At 28.5% G+C, this 21,044-nt stretch carries 22 protein-coding genes; all 22 read left to right on the top strand.

Annotation, left to right across the window (positions count from 1 at the left end; translation table 11 throughout):
* Nucleotides 1-19: 19 nt before the first annotated feature.
* The 22 genes from mazG to EIH23_RS12365 all read left to right on the top strand — a co-directional run bounded on the left by mazG (nt 20) and on the right by EIH23_RS12365 (nt 21,042).
* Nucleotides 20-1,468, top strand: coding sequence for a nucleoside triphosphate pyrophosphohydrolase (gene mazG / locus EIH23_RS12470; RefSeq protein WP_122640637.1), 1,449 nt, complete (start codon nt 20-22; stop codon nt 1,466-1,468).
* A gap of 89 nt (nt 1,469-1,557) precedes the next feature.
* Entirely contained in the window at nt 1,558-1,836 is a 279-nt protein-coding gene (locus EIH23_RS12465; protein ID WP_122640635.1) for an HU family DNA-binding protein, read from the top strand.
* 113 nt (nt 1,837-1,949) lie between these two features.
* Nucleotides 1,950-2,192, top strand: a complete 243-nt coding sequence (locus EIH23_RS12460) for an RNA-binding S4 domain-containing protein (RefSeq protein WP_122640634.1) — start codon at nt 1,950-1,952, stop codon at nt 2,190-2,192.
* A 61-nt stretch (nt 2,193-2,253) separates the two neighbouring features.
* Nucleotides 2,254-2,508: a sporulation protein YabP gene (gene yabP, locus EIH23_RS12455; RefSeq protein WP_122640633.1), complete on the top strand. Its 255-nt coding sequence runs from the start codon at nt 2,254-2,256 to the stop codon at nt 2,506-2,508.
* A complete protein-coding gene (gene yabQ / locus EIH23_RS12450) occupies nt 2,509-3,003 on the top strand; it encodes a spore cortex biosynthesis protein YabQ (RefSeq protein WP_122640632.1) in 495 nt (164 codons plus the stop codon).
* Nucleotides 3,004-3,007: 4 nt separating this feature from the next.
* The gene (locus EIH23_RS12445) at nt 3,008-3,307 is read left to right on the top strand and encodes an FtsB family cell division protein (protein ID WP_122640631.1); all 300 of its coding nucleotides are present in this window, start codon (nt 3,008-3,010) and stop codon (nt 3,305-3,307) included.
* A gap of 119 nt (nt 3,308-3,426) precedes the next feature.
* Nucleotides 3,427-4,347, top strand: coding sequence for a Ppx/GppA phosphatase family protein (locus EIH23_RS12440; RefSeq protein WP_122640630.1), 921 nt, complete (start codon nt 3,427-3,429; stop codon nt 4,345-4,347).
* A gap of 89 nt (nt 4,348-4,436) precedes the next feature.
* Nucleotides 4,437-6,800 (top strand): stage II sporulation protein E, encoded by a 2,364-nt coding sequence (spoIIE, locus tag EIH23_RS12435; RefSeq protein WP_122640628.1) that lies wholly within the window; start codon nt 4,437-4,439, stop codon nt 6,798-6,800.
* 437 nt (nt 6,801-7,237) lie between these two features.
* Nucleotides 7,238-9,139, top strand: coding sequence for an oligoendopeptidase F (gene pepF / locus EIH23_RS12430; protein ID WP_122640626.1), 1,902 nt, complete (start codon nt 7,238-7,240; stop codon nt 9,137-9,139).
* A 74-nt stretch (nt 9,140-9,213) separates the two neighbouring features.
* A complete protein-coding gene (gene galU, locus EIH23_RS12425) occupies nt 9,214-10,107 on the top strand; it encodes a UTP--glucose-1-phosphate uridylyltransferase GalU (RefSeq protein ID WP_122640624.1) in 894 nt (297 codons plus the stop codon).
* A gap of 374 nt (nt 10,108-10,481) precedes the next feature.
* Nucleotides 10,482-11,483, top strand: coding sequence for a class II fructose-bisphosphatase (glpX, locus tag EIH23_RS12420; protein ID WP_122640622.1), 1,002 nt, complete (start codon nt 10,482-10,484; stop codon nt 11,481-11,483).
* Nucleotides 11,484-11,779: 296 nt separating this feature from the next.
* Nucleotides 11,780-13,345: a transcription termination factor Rho gene (gene rho / locus EIH23_RS12415; RefSeq protein ID WP_122640620.1), complete on the top strand. Its 1,566-nt coding sequence runs from the start codon at nt 11,780-11,782 to the stop codon at nt 13,343-13,345.
* Nucleotides 13,346-13,461: 116 nt separating this feature from the next.
* The gene (rpmE, locus tag EIH23_RS12410) at nt 13,462-13,662 is read left to right on the top strand and encodes a 50S ribosomal protein L31 (protein WP_122640708.1); all 201 of its coding nucleotides are present in this window, start codon (nt 13,462-13,464) and stop codon (nt 13,660-13,662) included.
* A 63-nt stretch (nt 13,663-13,725) separates the two neighbouring features.
* The gene (locus EIH23_RS12405; protein WP_122640618.1) at nt 13,726-14,301 is read left to right on the top strand and encodes a thymidine kinase; all 576 of its coding nucleotides are present in this window, start codon (nt 13,726-13,728) and stop codon (nt 14,299-14,301) included.
* Between the two features lie 112 nt (nt 14,302-14,413).
* Nucleotides 14,414-15,316 carry a DUF1385 domain-containing protein gene (locus EIH23_RS12400; protein WP_122640617.1) on the top strand — a complete coding sequence of 301 codons (903 nt, stop codon included), beginning with the start codon at nt 14,414-14,416 and terminating at the stop codon, nt 15,314-15,316.
* Between the two features lie 12 nt (nt 15,317-15,328).
* Complete coding sequence (gene prmC / locus EIH23_RS12395) at nt 15,329-16,180, top strand: peptide chain release factor N(5)-glutamine methyltransferase (protein WP_122640615.1); 852 nt, start codon at nt 15,329-15,331, stop codon at nt 16,178-16,180.
* A 42-nt stretch (nt 16,181-16,222) separates the two neighbouring features.
* Nucleotides 16,223-17,287: a peptide chain release factor 1 gene (gene prfA, locus EIH23_RS12390; protein WP_122640613.1), complete on the top strand. Its 1,065-nt coding sequence runs from the start codon at nt 16,223-16,225 to the stop codon at nt 17,285-17,287.
* A gap of 98 nt (nt 17,288-17,385) precedes the next feature.
* The gene (locus tag EIH23_RS12385) at nt 17,386-18,066 is read left to right on the top strand and encodes a ZIP family metal transporter (RefSeq protein WP_122640611.1); all 681 of its coding nucleotides are present in this window, start codon (nt 17,386-17,388) and stop codon (nt 18,064-18,066) included.
* A 25-nt stretch (nt 18,067-18,091) separates the two neighbouring features.
* The gene (locus tag EIH23_RS12380; RefSeq protein ID WP_122640609.1) at nt 18,092-19,132 is read left to right on the top strand and encodes an L-threonylcarbamoyladenylate synthase; all 1,041 of its coding nucleotides are present in this window, start codon (nt 18,092-18,094) and stop codon (nt 19,130-19,132) included.
* A 169-nt stretch (nt 19,133-19,301) separates the two neighbouring features.
* Nucleotides 19,302-19,754: a ribose 5-phosphate isomerase B gene (rpiB, locus tag EIH23_RS12375; RefSeq protein WP_122640607.1), complete on the top strand. Its 453-nt coding sequence runs from the start codon at nt 19,302-19,304 to the stop codon at nt 19,752-19,754.
* Between the two features lie 13 nt (nt 19,755-19,767).
* Nucleotides 19,768-20,397 carry a uracil phosphoribosyltransferase gene (upp, locus tag EIH23_RS12370; protein WP_122640605.1) on the top strand — a complete coding sequence of 210 codons (630 nt, stop codon included), beginning with the start codon at nt 19,768-19,770 and terminating at the stop codon, nt 20,395-20,397.
* 417 nt (nt 20,398-20,814) lie between these two features.
* Nucleotides 20,815-21,042, top strand: coding sequence for an AtpZ/AtpI family protein (locus EIH23_RS12365; RefSeq protein WP_122640603.1), 228 nt, complete (start codon nt 20,815-20,817; stop codon nt 21,040-21,042).
* Nucleotides 21,043-21,044 lie beyond the last annotated feature (2 nt).

Below are 21,044 nucleotides of genomic sequence, written 5' to 3'. Positions count from 1 at the left end.
GTGCTATAGGAGTGGTATTATGGGCAAGATAAGTATCGTAGGGCTTGGACCAGGAGATATATCTCTTATCAGCCAAGGTGCATTAGATATTTTAAAATCAAGTTCTAGAATTTATCTAAGAACTGAAAAACATCCAACTGTAGATAAACTAAAAGAAAATATAACATATACCAACTTAGATTATTTTTATGAAAATGAAGATAATTTTGAAAATGTATATAGAGAAATTGCAGAGTTTATTATAGAAAAATCTAACGAAGGTGACTTAGTATATGCAGTGCCAGGTCATCCAAGAGTTGCAGAAAGAACAGTGAGTCAAATAGAAGAAATTGCAAAGATAAAAAATATAGAAGTTGAAGTAATAGCTTCTATGAGTTTTGTAGATGCAATGTTTAATTACTTAGCAATAGATCCAGCTGATGGATTTAAGTTAGTAGATGCTTTTGAAATAGAAAATTCATATATTGATACAAATACGAGTATGATAATAACTCAAGTCTATGATCAATTTATAGCATCTAATGTTAAGTTGAGATTAATGGAATGTTATGATTATGATCAAGAAGTATGTATAGTAAATGGCGCAGGTGTTAAGACTCTAGAGAGTAAGAAGTATGTACCATTACATGAATTAGACAGAGGAGATAATTTATTTAACTACTTAACTAGTGTATACATACCGAAAAGTTCTAAAAAAATGTATAATACAGTACATGATTTAGAAGAAATAATGTCAGAACTTAGAGGTCCTAATGGTTGTGATTGGGATAAGAAACAAAATCATGAAACTTTAAAAAAATATATCATTGAAGAAGCTTATGAACTTTGTCAAGCTATAGATAATGATAATATAGATGAAATTATTGAAGAATTAGGAGACATTCTTCTACAAGTTATTTTCCATTGTCAAATAGGTAAAGAAACTGGATTCTTTGATCTATCAGAAGTAGTAAATGGTATATGTAATAAGCTTATATATAGACATCCACATGTTTTTAAAAATATTGAAGTAGATATGAATAATTTTGATAAAACTTGGGAAGATTTGAAAAAGAAAGAAAAAGGCGAATCGACAGTAACTGAAGGTTTATCTAGAATTCCAAATCATCTTCCAGCACTTATAAAAGCTGAAAAAATACAAAAAAAAGCGGCACTTGTAGGCTTTGATTGGGATGATATAAGCAATGTATATAAAAAAATTGAAGAAGAATATAAAGAATTACTTGACGAATGTAAAGAAGGAAATATAAAATACATAAAGGAAGAACTAGGAGATTTGCTGTTCTCTATTGTAAACTTAGCAAGATTTTTAAAGGTAGATCCAGAAGAGTCTTTGAATCTTACGAATAATAAATTTATAAAGAGATTTAAATTCATTGAAGATAGTGCAATAAATTTAGATAAAAATCTAGAGGATATGACACTAGAAGAAATGGATAAACTTTGGGAAAAAGCTAAATTACAGTAGTTTAAAGAAGGAAAATCGCCAAATATATAGAATAGTAAAAATATAATAATAAATATTCTATATTATAAACATTTTAGGAGGTAAGAACCGTGAACAAAGCTGAATTAGTAACAAAAATGGCAGAAAAAAGTGAATTAACTAAGAAAGAAGCAGAAGCTGCATTAAACGCATTTATGCAATCAGTAGAAGAAGCTTTAGTTGAAGGTGACAAAGTTCAATTAGTAGGATTTGGTACTTTCGAAACTAGAGAAAGAGCTGCTAGACAAGGTAGAAACCCAAGAAACCCAGAAGAAGTTATAGAAATACCAGCTTCTAAAGCTCCAGTATTCAAAGCTGGAAAATCTTTAAAAGAAGTTATAAACAAGTAATAAATACATAGAAATATGAATTACATAGAAGGTGCCTATAGTTATATAACTGTAGGCATTTTTTAAAATAAATATAAATCGTTTCAGAAGGTTAGAAACAAAGGAGGTATAATATGAGATTAGATAAATACTTAAAGGTATCTAGAATAATAAAAAGAAGAACTGTTGCAAAGGAAGCTTGTGATAAAGGTATCGTAACTATAAATGGAAAATCTGCAAAATCTTCTTCAGAAGTTAATATAGGTGATATATTAGAAATACAATTCGGTGAAAAGAAAATGAAATTTAAGATAAATGAGATTAAAGAGCATGTTTTAAAAAATGATGCTAAAGAAATGTACGATATAATAGAATAAAATCTCATCCCCTTAAGTATATTTATAGTAGTATGAATTGAAATATTACTGGGGGGATAATATGGAACATAGTATAAGCTTGAAAGATAGAAGTAATTTAGTTATTTCTGGGGTAGAGCATATATACTCTTTTAATGACAAGAAAGTAGAAATAAAGACTTCTGCTGGTGAGATGGTTATAGAAGGCGAAGAACTGGATATGAGTAAGTTAAACTTAGAGGAAAGTATAATAAGTATTGATGGAACTATAAATTCAATAGTATATGCAAAACCTAAAAAACCTCAAGAAAATATATTTAAGAAGGTATTTAAATAGATGTTACCTTTCACACAAGATGTAAGCGCCTTTTACGCAACCATTTACGGTGGAATTGTCGTAGGAATATTATTCGATATTTATAGAAGCCTTAGACATAATTTTAAAATAGTAAGAACTCTATCCTTGTTTTTTGATACTTTATTTTGGCTTATTGTTACAATGCTAACATTTATAACAATAAATGCTGTAGAAAATTTTGATTTAAGATATTATCATATTGTAGCCTTATTTATAGGTTTTTTTATATACTATGGAACTATAAGTAAGTTTATTTTAACAGGATTAAATAAGGTAATATATTTTATAACAAATTTAATCAAAAAAACAGTGCATTACATAGTCGATATATTGAGTAATTTGTATTACGTTATAATCTATTCAGTACATCTATTATTTGATATCATATTTTATATACCTAATATGTTTTTAGCTACTAGAAAATTTGTAAAGAGAAAGTCTGTAGGTAGATTAAAGAAGAAAAAAAGGGTGTAAGGATATGAAAATACAAAAGAGATTTTCTGGACAATACTTAGGATTATGTATATTTTTAGGATTTATAGGTCTTACAATGATAGGTGGATTTGGATTTCAACTTGTAAAATATAAGGAGTATAGCTTAAAAATATCAACTCTTAATAAAAAGTTAGAAGATTCTGATAGAGAAATTAATAATCTTAAAGCAATCTCATCTAGTCAAGATGAAAGTGATTTAGAAGATGTAGCAAGAAGAAGATTAAACATGGTTAAGCCTAATGAAATTGTATACATGACAGAAGCTGAGACTGATGATAAATAGAAATTTATCATCAGTCTATTTTTATATGTTTATAGGTTACTATAGAGTGTATAATATATACGATAAGTATGGAATAATATCTTTATATTTAGAATATATTTTAGGAGGTTAGGGATTTTATGAGATTATCAGCTATTGATATTGGAACTAATTCTATGAGACTTTTAGTTTGTGATTATATAGATGGAGAACTTTTTAATAGAAAGAAGTTCGTTAATACTACAAGAATAGGAAAGGGTGTTGATGAAAATGGATTTATTACTGAAGAGGCAATGAAAAGAAATATAGATGCTTTGAAAGAATTTAAGAGTATAAGTGATGAAGAATTGTGTGAACATATTTATTGTATAGGAACATCAGCTCTTAGAGATAGCAAAAATAGTGATGACTTTATAAAAAGAGCAAAAGTAGAAGCTGGGGTAGATGTTGAGATTATAAGTGGGAATGAGGAATCTAATTTAGGATTCTTGGGAGTTATTAAGGGAGCAAATGCAGAGAATAATACATTAGTTATTGATATAGGTGGAGGATCTACAGAATTTATTCTTGGAAATGATAATGGTATTGATTTTGCAAAAAGTGAAAATGTAGGAGCACTAAGAATGACTGAGAAGTTTTTAACAACAGATGTAATTGATGATTATGAATATGATATGATGATTGAGTTTATTGAAAAAGAAATTAACGGAACTATAAGTATTCTAAAATCTAAAGATATAAATAAGCTTGTTGGTATTGGTGGAACAATAACATCTTTATCTGCTATGAATCAAGAATTAGAAGTGTATTCTATGGAAAAAATACATAATAGTATAGTGAATATTAATGATATAGAAAATATTCTACAAAAATTAAAAAAGATGACATTAAATGATAAAAAAACTTTAAAAGGGCTACAAAGTAAGCGTGCTGATATTATAACAGCAGGTGTAGAAATTTTACATATAATAATGAAAAAATTAGAATTAAGTGAGATTATGGTAAGTGAATACGATAATTTGGAAGGCCTAATATGTCTAAAATCAAAAAAGATGTCTTAATTTTTTCATTGACTGATAACTTAATATGACAAAAAAGAAAACTCCTCTTTGTTACAATTTCTTGTATAAACAAATGAGGAGGTTTTGTTATGGAAAAAACTTTAAGTTCTTTAAAGCGAAAACATATGAGTTTGAATAATCTAGGAATAAGTAGATTCGTTGATGCTAATACAATTGTATTTATAATAATGGGGTTTTTACTAAGTCGTTCGATATTAATCGATTCGATAGCTCCTTTAGGTTTAGCATTTTTCATATGTATAAGTAAGTTTGATAGATATAAATATCCAGTTTTTGTGTCTACATTATTAGGAATAATATCATCAGGAAATGATACAGGAAGTATATTTAAATATTCGATTGCCTTAGTAACGGTGTTACTTATAAGTAGCCAGTTAAAAAAAGTTCCGTCTATTTTAAAAGTAAGCATAGTAGGAATGTTTATACTTCTAGCAACTTCTATTGGACAAGCTTTAATCGGTAGCAAATATATTTATGACTTGTTGCTAATAGGTATGGAAGCTGTTCTATTATTTATTTTTATATATACATTTACATTTGGTGTTTCTCTTATTATTAATTGTAATAATCGGGCGTCCGTGAGACTTGAGGAAGCAATATCTATAAGTCTATTAGTCACATTTAGTATAATGGGGATTGGTAGTATATCAGCATTCGGTGTATCAATTAGATCAGTTCTTTCTACCATGTTAATTTTAATAGCAGCTATAGTTGGAGGATCAGCTATGGGTGCTACTAGTGGGGTAGTAGTAGGAGTTGCTTTTATAATAAATAATATAACCTCAGCAGTATACATGGGGATATATTCTTTTGCAGGATTAGTAGGAGGAGCTTTTACTAGGTTAAATAAATATTTTTGTATTTTAGGATATATATTAAGTTGGATAATTATGTACTCTTATACTTCTGGAATAAGTTCAAATATCATGGAAATAAGAGACATATTAATTTCATCTCTAATAGTAATTTTATTACCGAAATCATTCTTTGATAAAATAGATAAGCTTGTAAAAAGTAATATAAGTTCAAATGAAATAGTTTATGATTATATAAATAGAAGTAAGAAACTTACTAATAGTAGACTTATGGATATTCAAAAGACTTATAGTGAGCTTGCTAATACATTCGATAAGATAAGAGAAAGAGATAAAGTTATAGAAGAAAAAGATATAACTAACTTAATAGATATGATACATAATGATGAATGTGCAAACTGTAGTATGAAAAGAATGTGTTGGGAAACTAGATTTAATCATACTTATAAATTAATGTATAGGTTAATTGAAAATATAGAGGATTATGGTGAGGCAACACCTCAAGTTATACCAGATGCATTTAGAAAAGAGTGCATGAAACCTGAAGTAATAGCTAAAGTTGCTAATTATTATTATAAATTATTTGCATTAGATTATGATTGGAATGCTAAGTTTGCAGAAAGTAGAAAATTAATAGCTAATCAAATTAGGAATATATCAAAATCAATAGAGAATTTATCTAAGGATTTGGAAACTAATATAAGTATAGATTTAGAAAAAGAAAAAGGACTTTGTGATGAGTTTGAAAGAAATAATATTGATATAAATAAAATAAATTATTTAACTAAAGGTGATGATTTTGAAATAACTATAGAGAAAAGAACTTGTAGTAATGGATATCTTTGTGATAAAAAACTAAAAAGTATAGTAGAAAATTGTTTAGATGAGAAGTTATCCATTCAAAAGGTTGGATGTCATACTTTAGGTTCAAACTGTACAATTAAATTAACTAAAGCTCAAGTCTATAAAGCAATAACTGAAGTTGCATATATGTCTAGAGATGGGTATGTTCTTTCTGGTGATAATTATACATATATGGAAGTTAGTGATGGAAAATATATAATGGCTATTAGTGATGGTATGGGAAAAGGAAAGAGAGCATATGATGAATCATCGGTTACTATAGACATATTAGAAAAAATGATTGAAGCCAGAATTGAGAATGAAATAGTAATAAATACAATAAATAATATGCTATTACTTAAATCTTCAGATGAGATGTTTTCAACTTTAGATTTAGGTATGATTGATTTGAAAAAAGGTGTAATGGAAACTGTAAAAATGGGAGCTTGCCCTTCTTATATAAAACGAGATAACGGTGATGTTGACTTAATTTCATCTTCATCTCTACCTGTAGGGATATTATCAGATGTAAAAATGGATAGACATAGAACCAAAATTAATAATGGCGATTATATAATTATGGTTTCAGATGGAATTATTGATGCAGGTAAGAGTAATAATTTTGGTGATAACTGGTTAATATACTTCTTACAAAAAATTGATTCTACGAATCCAAAAGAAATAGCTAATAAAATATTAGATAGAGCGTTAGAATTACAGTTAGGAGAAGTGGAAGATGATATGACAGTTTTAGTTACAAGGGTAATTTCGTAGAAATTAAAGTAAAAATATATTAAGTTAAGTAAATGTTAATAAAATGTGGATAACTTATAAAAGTAAGTGTAAATATATATAAATGTTGAAATTCCAAACTTCGACAAACTTCAACAAAATTAAAATAAAAATATTTAGTTTCATTAACTATGAATTTTGGACAATTATCAACAAAATTGCACGATTTTTCGTTGTAATTTGTTGATAAATATTTAAAAAGTGTGAATAAATAAGTAGAAAAGAATAAATAAAATAATTAACTATAAGTATAAATAACTGAAATAACTAACTTATAGAATAAATCATTAACTGTTAATATGTTGATAAGTATGTGGATAAGTTTTGTAGATAAATTTGAATAAATGGTAAACTTTGAATAATATAGCTAAAAGAAGCCATCCTAATATTAAGTATACTTAGTGAAAGGATGGATTTTTATGGGGATAAAGTTTACAAAAATAATTTTAATGTCTTTATTGATGATTTTTTCCAGTGTATTCATAACTAGTGAAGCCGCGCAATCACAAGAAGATAACTATCTTACTGTTATGTATACAAAAGATGAAAAAGATAATGAATCTGAATCAGATAAAACTAAGATTGATTACACAAAGGTAACATGGAATTTAGAATCATTATTCAAAAACGATGAGCAGTGGAAAAGTGAGTTAAAATCTTTTAGAAAAGATATAAAAGAACTTAAAAACTATATAGGCAAAGTAACGAAATCAGAAACGCATCTAGCCTTTGCTTTAGATATAAAAGAAAAGTTAGATATAAGATTAAATAAATTATGCGCTTACCCTAAATTAAAACAAGATACTAATAAGAACTCATATAAATATCTTGATATGAATGAAGAAGTAAATAAAGCGTATAAAGAATATTCATCTATATGCTCTGATTTAGAGCTTGAAATATTAAAGTTATCAGATAAAGATTATGATAAATTTATGAGGAATAATAAGATAAATAAAAAATATGGAATGTATATAAATGATATTAGAAGAAATAAAGATCATTATTTAGAAGATAAAGAGGAAAATTTATTAAATAATGCATCTGCTCTTGCGAGTTTACCAGGTAATGCGTATGAGCTTTTCAAAAATATGGATAAAAAAACTAATCTTACTCCAGGTCAATATGCAACTGAAATAGGTTCTATTAATAGAGAAGAAAGAAAGTCTGCATATAAAAGTGAGTTTATTCCTTATAATGATAATGTAAATACACTATCAGCATTGCTAATAGGACAAGTTAAGAAAAACATTTTTTATTCATCAGCAAGAGGATATAAATCATCATTGGATATGTATTTAAAGTCAGATGATATAGATACAAAGGTATATGATAGTTTAATAGATACAGTAAGTAAAAATACTAAGAGTTTACATAAGTATATAGACTTAAGAAAAAAAGTATTAAACCTAGATAAGGTATACTATTATGATATGTTTGTTCCTATAGTAGAGCCTGTAGATGGTAATATAACTTATGATAAAGCACAAACTATGGTATATTCAGCAATGTCACCATTAGGTGAGGAGTACGCTGATATAGTATACAAAGCATTTAATGAAAGATGGGTAGATGTTTACTCTAATGATAACAAGGTAAGTGGAGGGTATTGCTTATCTGTATATGACAATCATCCTTATGTTTTACTAAATTATAATAACTCATTAGGAGCAGTGTCGACATTATCTCATGAATTAGGACATGCTATATATGAATATCTAAGCTCTAAAAATCAAAATTACTTTAACTCAAGTCCATCTATATTTACCCATGAGGTGGCCTCAACTACAAATGAAGCATTACTTTATGAGGGATTAATAAAAGGTGCAAGAGATGATAAAGAAAAAGCTTATTATATTTCAGAATACTTAGATTTGATAAAGAACACTTTATATACTCAAACTATGTATGCCGAATTTGAAAAGACTATACATGAAATGGTAGAAGATAATAAAAGTGTAAATGCTTTAGTATTAAACGATATATGGGGACAACTTCTTAAAAAATACTATGGAAATAGTTATGAGGTAGATCCGCTATCTATGGTTGGATGGTCTAGAATACCACATTTTTATAATAGTTTTTATGTATATAAGTATGCAACAGGATGTTGTGCAGGTGTTACATTTGCTCAATCCATTTTAAATGAAAATGGAGCTGAAAACTATATGTATTTCTTAAAGAGAGGAAGTTCAGACTATCCTATAAACATATTAAAAGATAGTGGAGTAAATTTAACTAGTACAAAACCAATACAAAGTACTATTAAAAGATTTGATGACTTAGTAGGAGAATTAGAAGATATCTTAGCTAAACAATAAAATTTTATTTAAAAATACAAAGGGCTTGTTTTATTAATATTAAAACAGCCCATTTTAATATGGAGGTATATATAATGTCTGCCCCAAAAATAAGAAAAGCTATAATACCAGCAGCGGGATTAGGAACTAGGTTTTTGCCAGCAACAAAGGCACAACCTAAAGAAATGCTACCTATAGTAGATAAGCCAACGTTACAATATATAATAGAAGAAGCTGTGAGTTCAGGAATAGAAGAAATTTTAATTATAACAGGTAAAAATAAAAAATCTATAGAAGATCACTTTGATAAATCTGTTGAGCTTGAACTAGATTTAGAGAAAAAAGGTAAAACAGAATTATTAGATGTTGTTCAAAATATATCTAATATGAGTAATATTTATTATATTAGACAAAAAGAGCCAAAAGGACTAGGAGATGCTATTTATTGTGCGAAAAGTTTTATTGGAAATGAGCCTTTTGCTGTAATGCTTGGTGATGATATCGTAGATAGTAAAGTTCCGTGTTTAAAGCAAATTATAGATATTTATAATGAATATAGAACTACTGTAATTGGCGTTCAAAAAGTTGATGAACAAGAAGTTAATAAATATGGTATAATATCTGCGAAACATATTGAGGATAGAGTTTATAAAGTTAAGGATTTGGTAGAAAAGCCAGAAAAAGATAAAGCTCCATCAAATATTGGGATTTTAGGTAGATATATAATAACTCCAGAAATTTTTACCATATTAGAGATGTTACCTCCAGGTAAAAACGGAGAAGTGCAATTAACTGATGCTTTAAAAGTATTAAGTAAAAAAGAAGCTATGTATGCGTATGTTTTTGAAGGTAAAAGATATGATGTTGGAGATAAGTTAGGTTTTTTAGAGGCTACTGTAGATTTTGCTTTAAAAAGACCTGAACTTAAAAATGAATTTATGAAATACTTAAGCGATAAATTAAGTGTAGAAAAAAATAAAAGTAAGTAGAACTCTATAAAATATAGTTTTTAGTTAGAGAGGTGGTTTATAGATGTCAGCACAAAAAACTAAAAAAAGAAATAAAATAATAGCAATAACAATAGTAGTGGCTTTAGTATCTACGAGTGTAGTAAGTGTAATAGGTATGATAGCTGGATTCTAGCATTAGTGTTATAAATAACTAAAAGTAGCTATATATATATAATTTTATTTAAATTATATATATATAGCTACTTTTAGTTTGATAAAAATGATTAGTGTGTTATATATTTTAAAAAATTTTAACAATAGTATGACAAAAACAAAGAAAAAATGATGTATATTTACTAAAATATGAATATAATGTATAATTTTTAGTGAATATAACTAAGGAGTGTCGTATTATGGATAGAAATTTGGCGTTGGAGTTAGTAAGAGTAACAGAAGCTGCGGCTTTAGTTTCTTCTAAATTTATGGGAAGAGGAGACAAAAATGGTGCAGATGGTGCAGCTGTTGAAGCTATGAGAAGAGCTTTTGAATCTATAAAAATAAGTGGCGAAGTTGTTATAGGTGAAGGTGAGCTCGATGAAGCACCTATGCTTTATATAGGGGAGAAAGTTGGTTTACAAACTGACGACTGTAAGGAAGTAGATATAGCTGTTGATCCATTGGAGGGAACAACTCTAATAGCTAAGGGGCTTCCTAATGCAATATCGGTAATAGCTATGGGTGCGAAAGGCAGTTTACTAAATGCACCTGATACGTATATGAAAAAGATTATAGTTGGGCCAAGAGCAAAAGGAGCTATAGACTTAAATAAAAGTGCAGAGGAAAATATAATATCTGTTGCAAATGCTTTAGGTAAGAAGACTTCTGAAATGACTATAATAACTCAAGATAGAGAAAGACATGATTATATAGTTCAAGCAGCTAGAAAGTTAGGAGCAAGAATAAAGGTATTTAGTGATGGTGATGTTGCAGCAGGAATAGCAACTTGTTTTGAAGATACAGGAATAGATATGCTTATGGGAATCGGTGGAGGTCCAGAAGGTGTAATAACAGCAGCTGCTGTTAAATGTATGGGAGGAGATATGCAAGGGCAAATATATCCTCTAAGTGATCAAGAAATAAATAGATGTTATGAGATGGGATTCTCTGATGATGATATAAATAGAGTATTATATATAGATGATTTAGCAAAGGGAGATGATTTATTCTTTGCTGCTACAGGTATTACTCAAGGAGATTTATTAAAGGGAGTAACTCCTATAGGTAATAATAAAGCTAAAACTCAATCTGTAGTTATGAGAGGAAAAACAGGTACTATAAGGTTTGTAGATGCAATTCATAACTTAGATAAAAATGATATACTAGTTGATTTAATGAAAAAATATAATATGGACTAAAATTATAGGTTAGGATGTCTTATATAGATATCTTAACCTTTTTAATTTGTAGCATATTTAAGAAAAATAGAATATAATATTATTATGTATTAATTTTAACATGAAGGTAAATAAATAATAAAATTTATTAAAATAGGTATTCTAATATTATTTATTGACCATAATATAACAATAATGATATTATTAATTTAATTATTTTAATGAACTTTTCTTTTTCACACCTTTAATTTCCGATTGAATATAAATTTAAAAAACAAAATGAAATATAAGTTATACATGAGGAGGATTTTTTTAACTTGAATAATTTAACGATAGAAGAATTAAATAGTAAAACTCTAACACAATTAAGAGAGATAGCTAAAGAACTAGATATAAAATCAGTTAGTAAATACAAAAAAGGTGAATTAGTTGAAATTATAAATGAAAATGTAATAAAAGATACAATCAAGAGTGAAAAAAAGGATGAAATTAAGTCTGAATATAAATATACAAATGTAAAGAGTCAAGATACTTCTGAAATAGCAAACAAATCTGAAAAAACTTATGTTAAGCCATATACTAAAGTTGAAAATCAAAGTAGTGGAAGATATGTAGATTCTAAAAATCTAAGAACGGAAAATAGAACTCAAAATAATGAGTATACTAGAGTTCAAGGTGTTGATAATAGACAATCTAGAAGTTATAGCAATAATAAGTCTTACTATACTCCTAAAGTAGTTGAAGAATCAAAGATAATAGATGAATTCAATACATCTAAGGAAGACGAAGTAATGGGAGTACTTGAAATATTACCAGATGGATTTGGATTCTTAAGGGGTTCAAACTATTTATCTACAGAAGATGATGTTTATGTTTCACCATCTCAGATAAGAAGATTTAATATGAAAACGGGAGATAAAGTAAAGGGAATAACTAGACATCCTAAAAGCGGTGAAAAGTTTAGAGCTCTTTTATATGTTCAAAAAATAAATGATGAAAAACCAGAGACTGCTATACAAAGAAAGTCTTTCGAAACTCTAACTCCAATATATCCTGAAGAAAAGCTAACTTTAGAAAAAAGCCAAAGTGAAATAGCAACAAGACTTATAGATTTAATATCACCAATAGGTAAAGGACAAAGAGGATTAATAGTTGCTCCACCAAAGGCTGGTAAAACTATGCTTCTTAAAAATGTAGCAAATAGCATAGTTAAAAATCATCCAAATGTAGAGTTAATAGTTCTTCTTATAGATGAAAGGCCTGAAGAAGTTACAGACATGAAGGAATCAATTAATGGGGATGTTATTTATTCTACTTTTGATCAAGTATCAAGTCATCATGTTAAGGTTGCAGAAATGGTATTAAATAGAGCACAAAGATTAGTCGAGCATGGAAAAGATGTTGTAATATTACTAGATAGTATAACTAGACTTGCTAGAGCATATAACTTAACAATATCTCCTACAGGAAGAACTTTATCAGGAGGTATTGACCCTGGAGCATTACATGGTCCGAAAAAATTCTTTGGTGCAGCAAGAAATATAAGACAAGGTGGTTCATTGACAATACTTGCAACTGCTTTAGTAGAAACTGGATCTAGAATGGATGATGTAATATTTGAAGAATTCAAAGGTACGGGTAATATGGAACTACATTTAGATAGAAAACTTGCTGAGAAGAGAATATTCCCAGCAGTGGATATATACAAGTCAGGAACTAGAAGAGAAGACTTATTACTTACAGAAGAAGAAAAGACAGCTCTTTGGAGATTAAGAAGAGAAATGAGTAATAATTCTGTTATGGAAGTTACAGATAAAGTTATAGAATTACTAAAAAGAACAAAGAATAATGATGAGTTTGTTAAATCAATAAAAGCACTTTAAAGTAATTCAAAAACTCCTTGTACCACAAAAAAACTTGTGTTATAATGGTGTAGTTGATAATGTAAATGAAAAATTAATATAATTAATTTTAAAAATTAAGAGAAGAGGTGACAATGATGCAAAAAGATATACAACCAAAATACGATGTTATCGAAGTAAGCTGTGCATGTGGAAACAAGTTCATGGCTGGTTCAACTAACGATGAAATAAAAGTTGAAATATGTTCAGAATGCCATCCATTCTATACAGGAAAGCAAAAGAATATAGAAAAAGGTGGAAGAATCGACAAATTCAAGAAGAGATTCAAAATGGACTAATTTTTATAAAAATGGAGTTGGGAATAGCCAACTCCTATTTTATTGTAATAGGGGGTTCTAAGAATGTATAGACCGATAAATCATGGTTATATAGAAGCTGTAATTGGACCAATGTACAGCGGGAAAAGTGAAGAGCTTATAAGAAGATTAAAAAGAGCTAGAATAGCAAAACAAAATGTTTTAGTATTTAAACCTAAAATAGATGATAGATATAGCAAAGAAGACGTAGTTTCGCATAGTGGAGAAAGTATAGATGCAACACCTATAAATAAAGCTAGTGAAATTTATGATTATATAGATGATAAAGTTCAAGTTGTAGGAATTGATGAAGTTCAGTTCTTTGATGCAGAAATAGTAAATATAGCTGTAGATTTAGCTAATAAAGGTATTAGAGTTATAGCAGCTGGCTTAGATATGGATTTCAAAGGTGAGCCTTTTGGACCGACTCCAAGATTATTAGCTGTAGCTGAATTTGTTGATAAGATACAAGCTGTATGCTCAGTTTGTGGCCAACCAGCCACTAGATCTCAAAGATTAATAAATGGAGAGCCTGCTAAGTATGATGATCCAATCATTCAAGTTGGAGCAGTTGAAAGTTATGAGGCTAGATGTAGAAAGTGTCACGTAGTATATAAGTAAATACTAATTTAACAATATATCCCTTTAGAGTAATATAAAATTTACTTTAAAGGGTGTTTTTATATTATAATAAATTATAAGAAAAAACTTTAAATTAGTTAAGAGGTGAACTATGAGTAATCAGACTGTTGGGGGTCAAGCTTTAATTGAAGGCGTAATGATGCAATCAAAACAAAAAAGAGCTATAGCTGTTAGAAAAGCAGATGGAGAAATTGTAATAAAGAAAAATAAAATAAAAAGTTGGATAAGTGAAAAAAAAATAGATAAAATTCCATTTATTAGAGGTACATTTATATTGATTGAAAATATGATTGAAGGTATAAATAGTTTAAATTATTCTTCTGAATTTTTTATGGATGAAGATGAAGATGAAGAGGAAGATAAATTTGATTTATTTTTAAAAAGAATATTTAAGGATAAAGTAAATGATGTAATTGTAGGAATATCTATGATATTAGCACTAATATTATCAGTAGGGTTATTTGTATTAACTCCTACATTTTTAGGAGGGTTATTTTCCAATATTATTTCGAATAAGGTTATTTTAAATTTAATAGAGGGAATAATTAGAATACTGATACTGTTTGCTTATATTGTTATAATTTCAAAAAATAAGGATATAGAAAGAACTTTTCAGTATCATGGAGCAGAACATAAGGCTGTATATTGTTATGAGAATAACTTAGAACTTACAGTAGAAAATGCAAGAAAATTTACAACATTACATCCTAGGTGTGGAACTAACTTTTTATTTATAGTGATGTCTACATCGATAATTTTATTTTCATTTTTTGGATGGCCAAATCCATTAATAAGAGTGATTATGAGAATAATATGTATACCAATAGTAGCAGGAATATCTTATGAAATAATAAGATTTCTTGGGAAATATAATAATAAATTAACTAAATTTGTTGCTTATCCAGGAATGATGTTACAAAAATTTACAACAAAAGAACCAGATGATTTACAACTAGAGGTTGCACTTGCGGCATTAAAAGCTGTTGTAAAGTAAGAAGGAGCAGTTATGACAATAAAAGATATAATTATAAAGTACTCAAAGGAATTAGAAACTATAAGTGATACACCTAGACTAGATGTCGAAATATTATTAGAAAAAGCACTTGGTAATGTAGATAATCTTTATATAAGATTAAATTTAAATAAAGAAGTTACTAAAGACGAAGAAGAATTATTTAAAAATCTTGTAGAAGATAGAATAAAAGGAAGACCGATTGCTTATATAGTTGGGAATAGAGAGTTTATGGGATTAGACTTTTATGTAAAAGAAGGAGTGTTAATACCTAGACCAGATACAGAACCATTAGTAGAAGAGTTAATAGAGCTTTGTAGTGATGAAAAACAATTAAACATATTGGATATAGGGACTGGATCTGGTGCAATAACTATAAGTTTAGCTAAATACTTGCCTAGTTCAAATGTCACATCATTTGATATGTATGATGTACCATTAGAGGTTGGAAAGATAAATGCTATAAATAATAATGTTGATGATAGAGTAACATTTATTAAATCAGATTTATTTAGCGCTATAGAAAATACAGATACTCAGTTTGATGTAATCGTATCAAATCCACCATATATACCAAAGAAGGATATAGAAACTCTACATATACAAGTAAAAGACTATGAACCATATACTGCCCTAGAAGGAGGAGAAGATGGTTTAGATTTTTATAGAGAAATAACAGAGCAGTCAAGAAAGTATTTAAAAGAAAATGGGATCCTTGCATATGAGGTAGGGCATGATCAAGCTCAGGCTGTTTCAGAAATTATGAGAGATAATGGGTATAATAAAATATATACAAAGAAAGACTTACAAGGTATCGAGAGAGTTGTTATAGGTTATAAACTATGATATAATGAAAAATTGATATGCTACAATTAAAGAGGTGAAAGTATGTTACAGAAATTAGCAGTACTAGAAGATAAATATAAAGAATTAACTGAAAAGATAAGTGATCCAGAGATAATCAATGATCAAAAAGTTTGGCAAAAGTATATGAAGGAACATTCAGACTTAGAGCCGATTATAATGAAATTCAGAGAGTACCAATCAGTTTTAAACACTATAAAAGAGTCTAAGGAAATATTACAAGAAGAATCAGATGAAGAATTAAGAGAATTAGCTAAAATGGAATTATCAGAGATGGAAGCTCAAGTAGAACCATTAGAAGCTGAATTAAAAATATTATTATTACCTAAGGACCCTAATGATGAAAAGAACGTTATAGTTGAGGTTAGAGGTGGAGCAGGTGGAGATGAGGCAGCTCTATTTGCTGGAGATTTATTCAGAATGTATTCAAGATACGCTGAAAGAAGAAGATGGAAAATTGAATTATTAAGTGCTAGTGATACTGGTGTTGGTGGATATAAAGAAGTATCTTTCTTAATAAAAGGTAAAGGAGCATATTCAAGATTAAAATATGAATCAGGAGTTCATAGAGTTCAAAGAATACCTGCAACTGAATCTGGAGGAAGAATACATACATCAACAGCAACTGTTGCTGTATTACCAGAGGTTGAAACAGTAGAAGTAAATATAAATCCAAATGATTTAAGAATAGACGTGTTCCGTTCATCAGGAAATGGTGGGCAAAGTGTTAATACTACTGACTCTGCAGTTAGAATAACTCATATACCTACAGGTGAAGTAGTATCTTGTCAAGATGGTAAGTCACAATTAAAGAATAAAGAACAAGCTTTAAAAATATTAGTCGCAAGACTTAATGATAAAGCAATAGCTGAACAAAATAAAGAAATATCAGCTGAAAGAAAGAGTCAGGTAGGTACAGGAGACAGATCTGAAAGAATAAGAACTTACAACTTCCCTCAAGGTAGAGTAAGTGATCATAGAATAAATTTAACATTATATAAGTTAGATCAATTCTTAGATGGAGACATAGATGAAATGATAGATGCTCTTATAACAGTTGATCAAACTGAAAAAATGTCTGCAATATAAATCCCTAATATTTAGGGATTTTTCTATAGCTACTTTAGTTATGTTATAGGGGTGTACTGTATATAATTATTATATAACAGTACAAGGGGGATAGAGAATTGATATTAAAAATAACTTTAATTGGTTTACTTGCAGGAGTTATGGGGACTGGCCTTGGTGGTTTAATCTCGGCGATTTTTAAGAAAAAAGTGGACAAATATATAGATTTTTTTATGGGGTTATCTGGTGGAATAATGCTTGCTGTTGTTGTATTTGACCTTATGAAAGAATCTATGGAAGTTATGGGGGTTATTCAAACTGTTATTTTTACATTCTTAGGTGTAATAATAACTATGATAATTAAATCTAAATTAGATGTATCTAGTGATATGAAGTCTGGTTATTTAATCTTTTTTAGTATATTACTACATAACTTACCGGAAGGGTTAGCAATAGGTTCTTCATTTATGTCAAAAGAATCTCTTGGAATGACACTAGCGATTGTTATTGGAATACATAATGTACCAGAAGGATTAGCTACAGCATTGAGTTTGGTTGGAAGTAAAATGAAAATTACAAAGGTGATTTTATTTACTGTAATAGCCGGAATACCTATGGGGGTAGGAAGTTTTTTAGGTGCTTATTTTGGAGGAATATTTAGTTCTCTTATAGGTGTGTTTCTTGCAACAGCAGCAGGTACAATGATGTATGTTGTTTTAGAAGAGATATTTCCTAAATCAAGAAGCCTGTATTGTATAATTGGATTTTTAGTAGGTACACTAATTGTATATTGCATCTAAATTAAGACAAAGGTAGGTATGCTAAATGAAAACTATCATAAGTGAAATTGACGAAAATAATATAGATATTAATGAAATAAGAAAACAAGCAAAATTTTTAAAACAAGGAAAAACAGTAATATTTCCTACAGAGACAGTTTATGGTCTAGGAGCAAATGCATTAGACGATAGTGCTGTAAAAAAAATATATGAAGCAAAAGGAAGACCTAGTGATAATCCTCTTATAGTACATATTTGTGATAAGAAAGATGTATATGATTTAGCGGATAATGTAAGTGAGAAAGCTAAAATAGTAATGGATGCTTTTTGGCCAGGTCCAATAACTATAGTTTTAAATAAGAAGGATATAGTACCTAAAACTACTAGTGGTGGATTAGAAACTGTTGCTATAAGGATGCCATCTCATAAAATAGCTCAAGCTATAATAAAAGAAGCTGGAGTACCGATAGCAGCACCTTCAGCTAATATATCAGGTAGACCATCTCCTACAAAAGGAAATCATGTAAAAGAGGAGATGTATGGTAGAGTAAGTGGGATAATATTAGGAGGAGATTGTGATTTTGGACTAGAATCTACTGTTTTAGATATGACTGAAAGAATACCTATGATTCTTAGACCTGGAAGTATAACAAAAGAAGAATTGGAAAAATTAATTGGAGAAGTAGATTTAGATCCATCTTTAGAAAAGAAAGAAGATAATGATAAAGCGAAAGCTCCAGGAATGAAGTATACTCATTACTCTCCTAATGCAGATGTTTATATAGTGTCAGGAAAAGAAGAAGATGTAGTAAAAAAAATTAACGATTTAATTGAAGAAAACACGAATAATGAATTAAGAACTGGAGTCATGTGTTTAAATAAAAATAAGTCTAAATATAGAGGAATAGTGATAGGTTTAGGTGATAACTTAGATGAGGTTGGAACTAACTTATTTAGTACTTTAATAGAAATGGATAAGAATAATGTAGATAAAATTTATTCTGAAGAATTTCCTAATAGCGGGGTAGGAAGAGCTATCATGAACAGGTTGCTTAAATCAGCCGGATATAAAGTTATAAAAGTATAGTTTCAATATTAAAACTATATGAAAAATACTAGTAAAATTTAGCTTTATTTAATATAATATCATAAGAACAAAAAATGGTGAATGTTTTAAATTTTGAATAAAAATAAATTCGCTATTTTGATACATAATACAAAATATACATAATACATAATGCGGAGGATAATATAACATGAAAATTGGATTAGGGTGTGATCATGGAGGATATAACCTAAAAATAGAAATTAAGAATCATTTAGAATCAAAAGGGATAGAATGTATAGACTATGGCACAAATAATGACACTGAATCAGTAGACTATCCATTCTATGGAGAAGAAGTTGCCAATGCAGTAGTAAATAAAGATGTAGATTATGGAATAGTTTGTTGTGGTACAGGTATAGGAATATCACTAGCGGCAAACAAAGTTCCTGGTATAAGATGTGCAGTTGTATCAGATGTATTTTCAGCAAAAATGTCAAAAGCTCATAACAATGCAAATATGTTATCTTTAGGTGAAAGAGTTTTAGGTAGGGGACTTGCTATAGAAATAGTAGATGCTTGGATTAATACAGAGTTTGAAGGTGATAGACACTCTAGAAGAGTTGATATGATAAATAAGATAGAAGAAAAGCATAATAAATAGGAGGCATTATAAAATGAGTAAAGTAATAGTAACAGATCATCCATTAATACAACATAAATTAACTTTAATGAGAGATGTAAACACAGGGTCAAAGGATTTTAGACAACTTCTAACAGAAATAACAATGCTAATGGGATATGAAATAACAAGAAACTTACCATTAGAAGATGTAGAAGTAGAAACTCCAGTAACTAAAGCTACATTTAAATCTTTACAAGGTAAGAAGTTGGGAATAGTGCCTATACTAAGAGCAGGACTTGGGATGGTAGATGGATTAGTAAGTTTAATGCCAGCAGCTAAGATAGGTCATGTTGGGTTATACAGAGATCCTGAAACTTTACAGCCAGTTGAGTACTACTGTAAACTTCCTCAAGATATAAATGAGAGGGAAATGTTAGTTGTAGATCCTATGCTAGCTACAGGTGGTTCTGCTGTTGCGGCTATAGATGTATTAAAAGCAAAAGGTGCAAATAATATAAAGTTAGTTAACTTAGTTGCAGCTCCAGAAGGTATAGAAGAAGTTAAAAAATATCATCCTGATGTAGACATATATGTAGCAGCTATAGATGAAAAGTTAAATGATCATGGATATATAGTTCCAGGATTAGGTGATGCTGGGGATAGATTATTCGGTACTAAATAATAATTTTAATATATGGGGGAGGTATAAATTAAATTTAAACCTGCCCTTTTTATAGTGTTTTTTATGTGTACTTGTATTATATTAAGTACAATGGATATAAGAGTTTTAAAAATAAAACAAATAAAACAAATTGCTATAAAAAAATAGTTAATTTGCAAAAAGAATTGTATTTTGTAAAAAATATGGTAAAATTAATTTAACGAAAACATTTGCAAAAAAATTAACAAAATGATAATTATACAATTAAAAATCTATTAAATCTTTAAAAGCGATTTTAATTGACTGAGTCAATTGATGAAATTTGATACAAATTGTTAAAGAAATAGTAGAATTGCAATAGTATGTTGATGATGTCAATAATTGTCGTATAATGTTGATAAAGTCAATGGAAATGTGTATTAGAAAGAGGAAGATTTAATGGGTAAGAAAAATACATATATAGAAGTTGCAAAAATGCTATCCTTAATAAGTCAGTTAGGTATTATGATGATAATATCTATATTGGGTACTTTTTTTGTTGGTAGATTTATAGATAACTTAATTAATACCAAACCAATATTTACATTAATATTTTTAGTGATAGGTGTTGGTGGAGCGTTTTTATCTGTATACAAAACAGTTATTGGATACACAAAAAGGAAGTGATC

It is taken from the genome of Romboutsia sp. Marseille-P6047 (assembly GCF_900604535.1).
Classification (GTDB): Bacteria; Bacillota; Clostridia; order Peptostreptococcales; family Peptostreptococcaceae; genus Romboutsia_E.
This window is presented reverse-complemented; position numbering and strand designations above follow the sequence as displayed.

What these genes read in the sequence shown, in the direction of transcription:
- mazG (WP_122640637.1), top strand. Translation starts at nt 20, where the DNA reads ATGGGCAAGATAAGTATCGTAGGGCTTGGACCAGGAGATATATCTCTT.
- EIH23_RS12460 (WP_122640634.1), top strand. Translation starts at nt 1,950, where the DNA reads ATGAGATTAGATAAATACTTAAAGGTATCTAGAATAATAAAAAGAAGA.
- yabP (WP_122640633.1), top strand. Translation starts at nt 2,254, where the DNA reads ATGGAACATAGTATAAGCTTGAAAGATAGAAGTAATTTAGTTATTTCT.
- yabQ (WP_122640632.1), top strand. Translation starts at nt 2,509, where the DNA reads ATGTTACCTTTCACACAAGATGTAAGCGCCTTTTACGCAACCATTTAC.
- EIH23_RS12445 (WP_122640631.1), top strand. Translation starts at nt 3,008, where the DNA reads ATGAAAATACAAAAGAGATTTTCTGGACAATACTTAGGATTATGTATA.
- EIH23_RS12440 (WP_122640630.1), top strand. Translation starts at nt 3,427, where the DNA reads ATGAGATTATCAGCTATTGATATTGGAACTAATTCTATGAGACTTTTA.
- spoIIE (WP_122640628.1), top strand. Translation starts at nt 4,437, where the DNA reads ATGGAAAAAACTTTAAGTTCTTTAAAGCGAAAACATATGAGTTTGAAT.
- pepF (WP_122640626.1), top strand. Translation starts at nt 7,238, where the DNA reads ATGGGGATAAAGTTTACAAAAATAATTTTAATGTCTTTATTGATGATT.
- galU (WP_122640624.1), top strand. Translation starts at nt 9,214, where the DNA reads ATGTCTGCCCCAAAAATAAGAAAAGCTATAATACCAGCAGCGGGATTA.
- glpX (WP_122640622.1), top strand. Translation starts at nt 10,482, where the DNA reads ATGGATAGAAATTTGGCGTTGGAGTTAGTAAGAGTAACAGAAGCTGCG.
- rpmE (WP_122640708.1), top strand. Translation starts at nt 13,462, where the DNA reads ATGCAAAAAGATATACAACCAAAATACGATGTTATCGAAGTAAGCTGT.
- EIH23_RS12405 (WP_122640618.1), top strand. Translation starts at nt 13,726, where the DNA reads ATGTATAGACCGATAAATCATGGTTATATAGAAGCTGTAATTGGACCA.
- EIH23_RS12400 (WP_122640617.1), top strand. Translation starts at nt 14,414, where the DNA reads ATGAGTAATCAGACTGTTGGGGGTCAAGCTTTAATTGAAGGCGTAATG.
- prmC (WP_122640615.1), top strand. Translation starts at nt 15,329, where the DNA reads ATGACAATAAAAGATATAATTATAAAGTACTCAAAGGAATTAGAAACT.
- prfA (WP_122640613.1), top strand. Translation starts at nt 16,223, where the DNA reads ATGTTACAGAAATTAGCAGTACTAGAAGATAAATATAAAGAATTAACT.
- EIH23_RS12380 (WP_122640609.1), top strand. Translation starts at nt 18,092, where the DNA reads ATGAAAACTATCATAAGTGAAATTGACGAAAATAATATAGATATTAAT.
- rpiB (WP_122640607.1), top strand. Translation starts at nt 19,302, where the DNA reads ATGAAAATTGGATTAGGGTGTGATCATGGAGGATATAACCTAAAAATA.
- upp (WP_122640605.1), top strand. Translation starts at nt 19,768, where the DNA reads ATGAGTAAAGTAATAGTAACAGATCATCCATTAATACAACATAAATTA.
- EIH23_RS12365 (WP_122640603.1), top strand. Translation starts at nt 20,815, where the DNA reads ATGGGTAAGAAAAATACATATATAGAAGTTGCAAAAATGCTATCCTTA.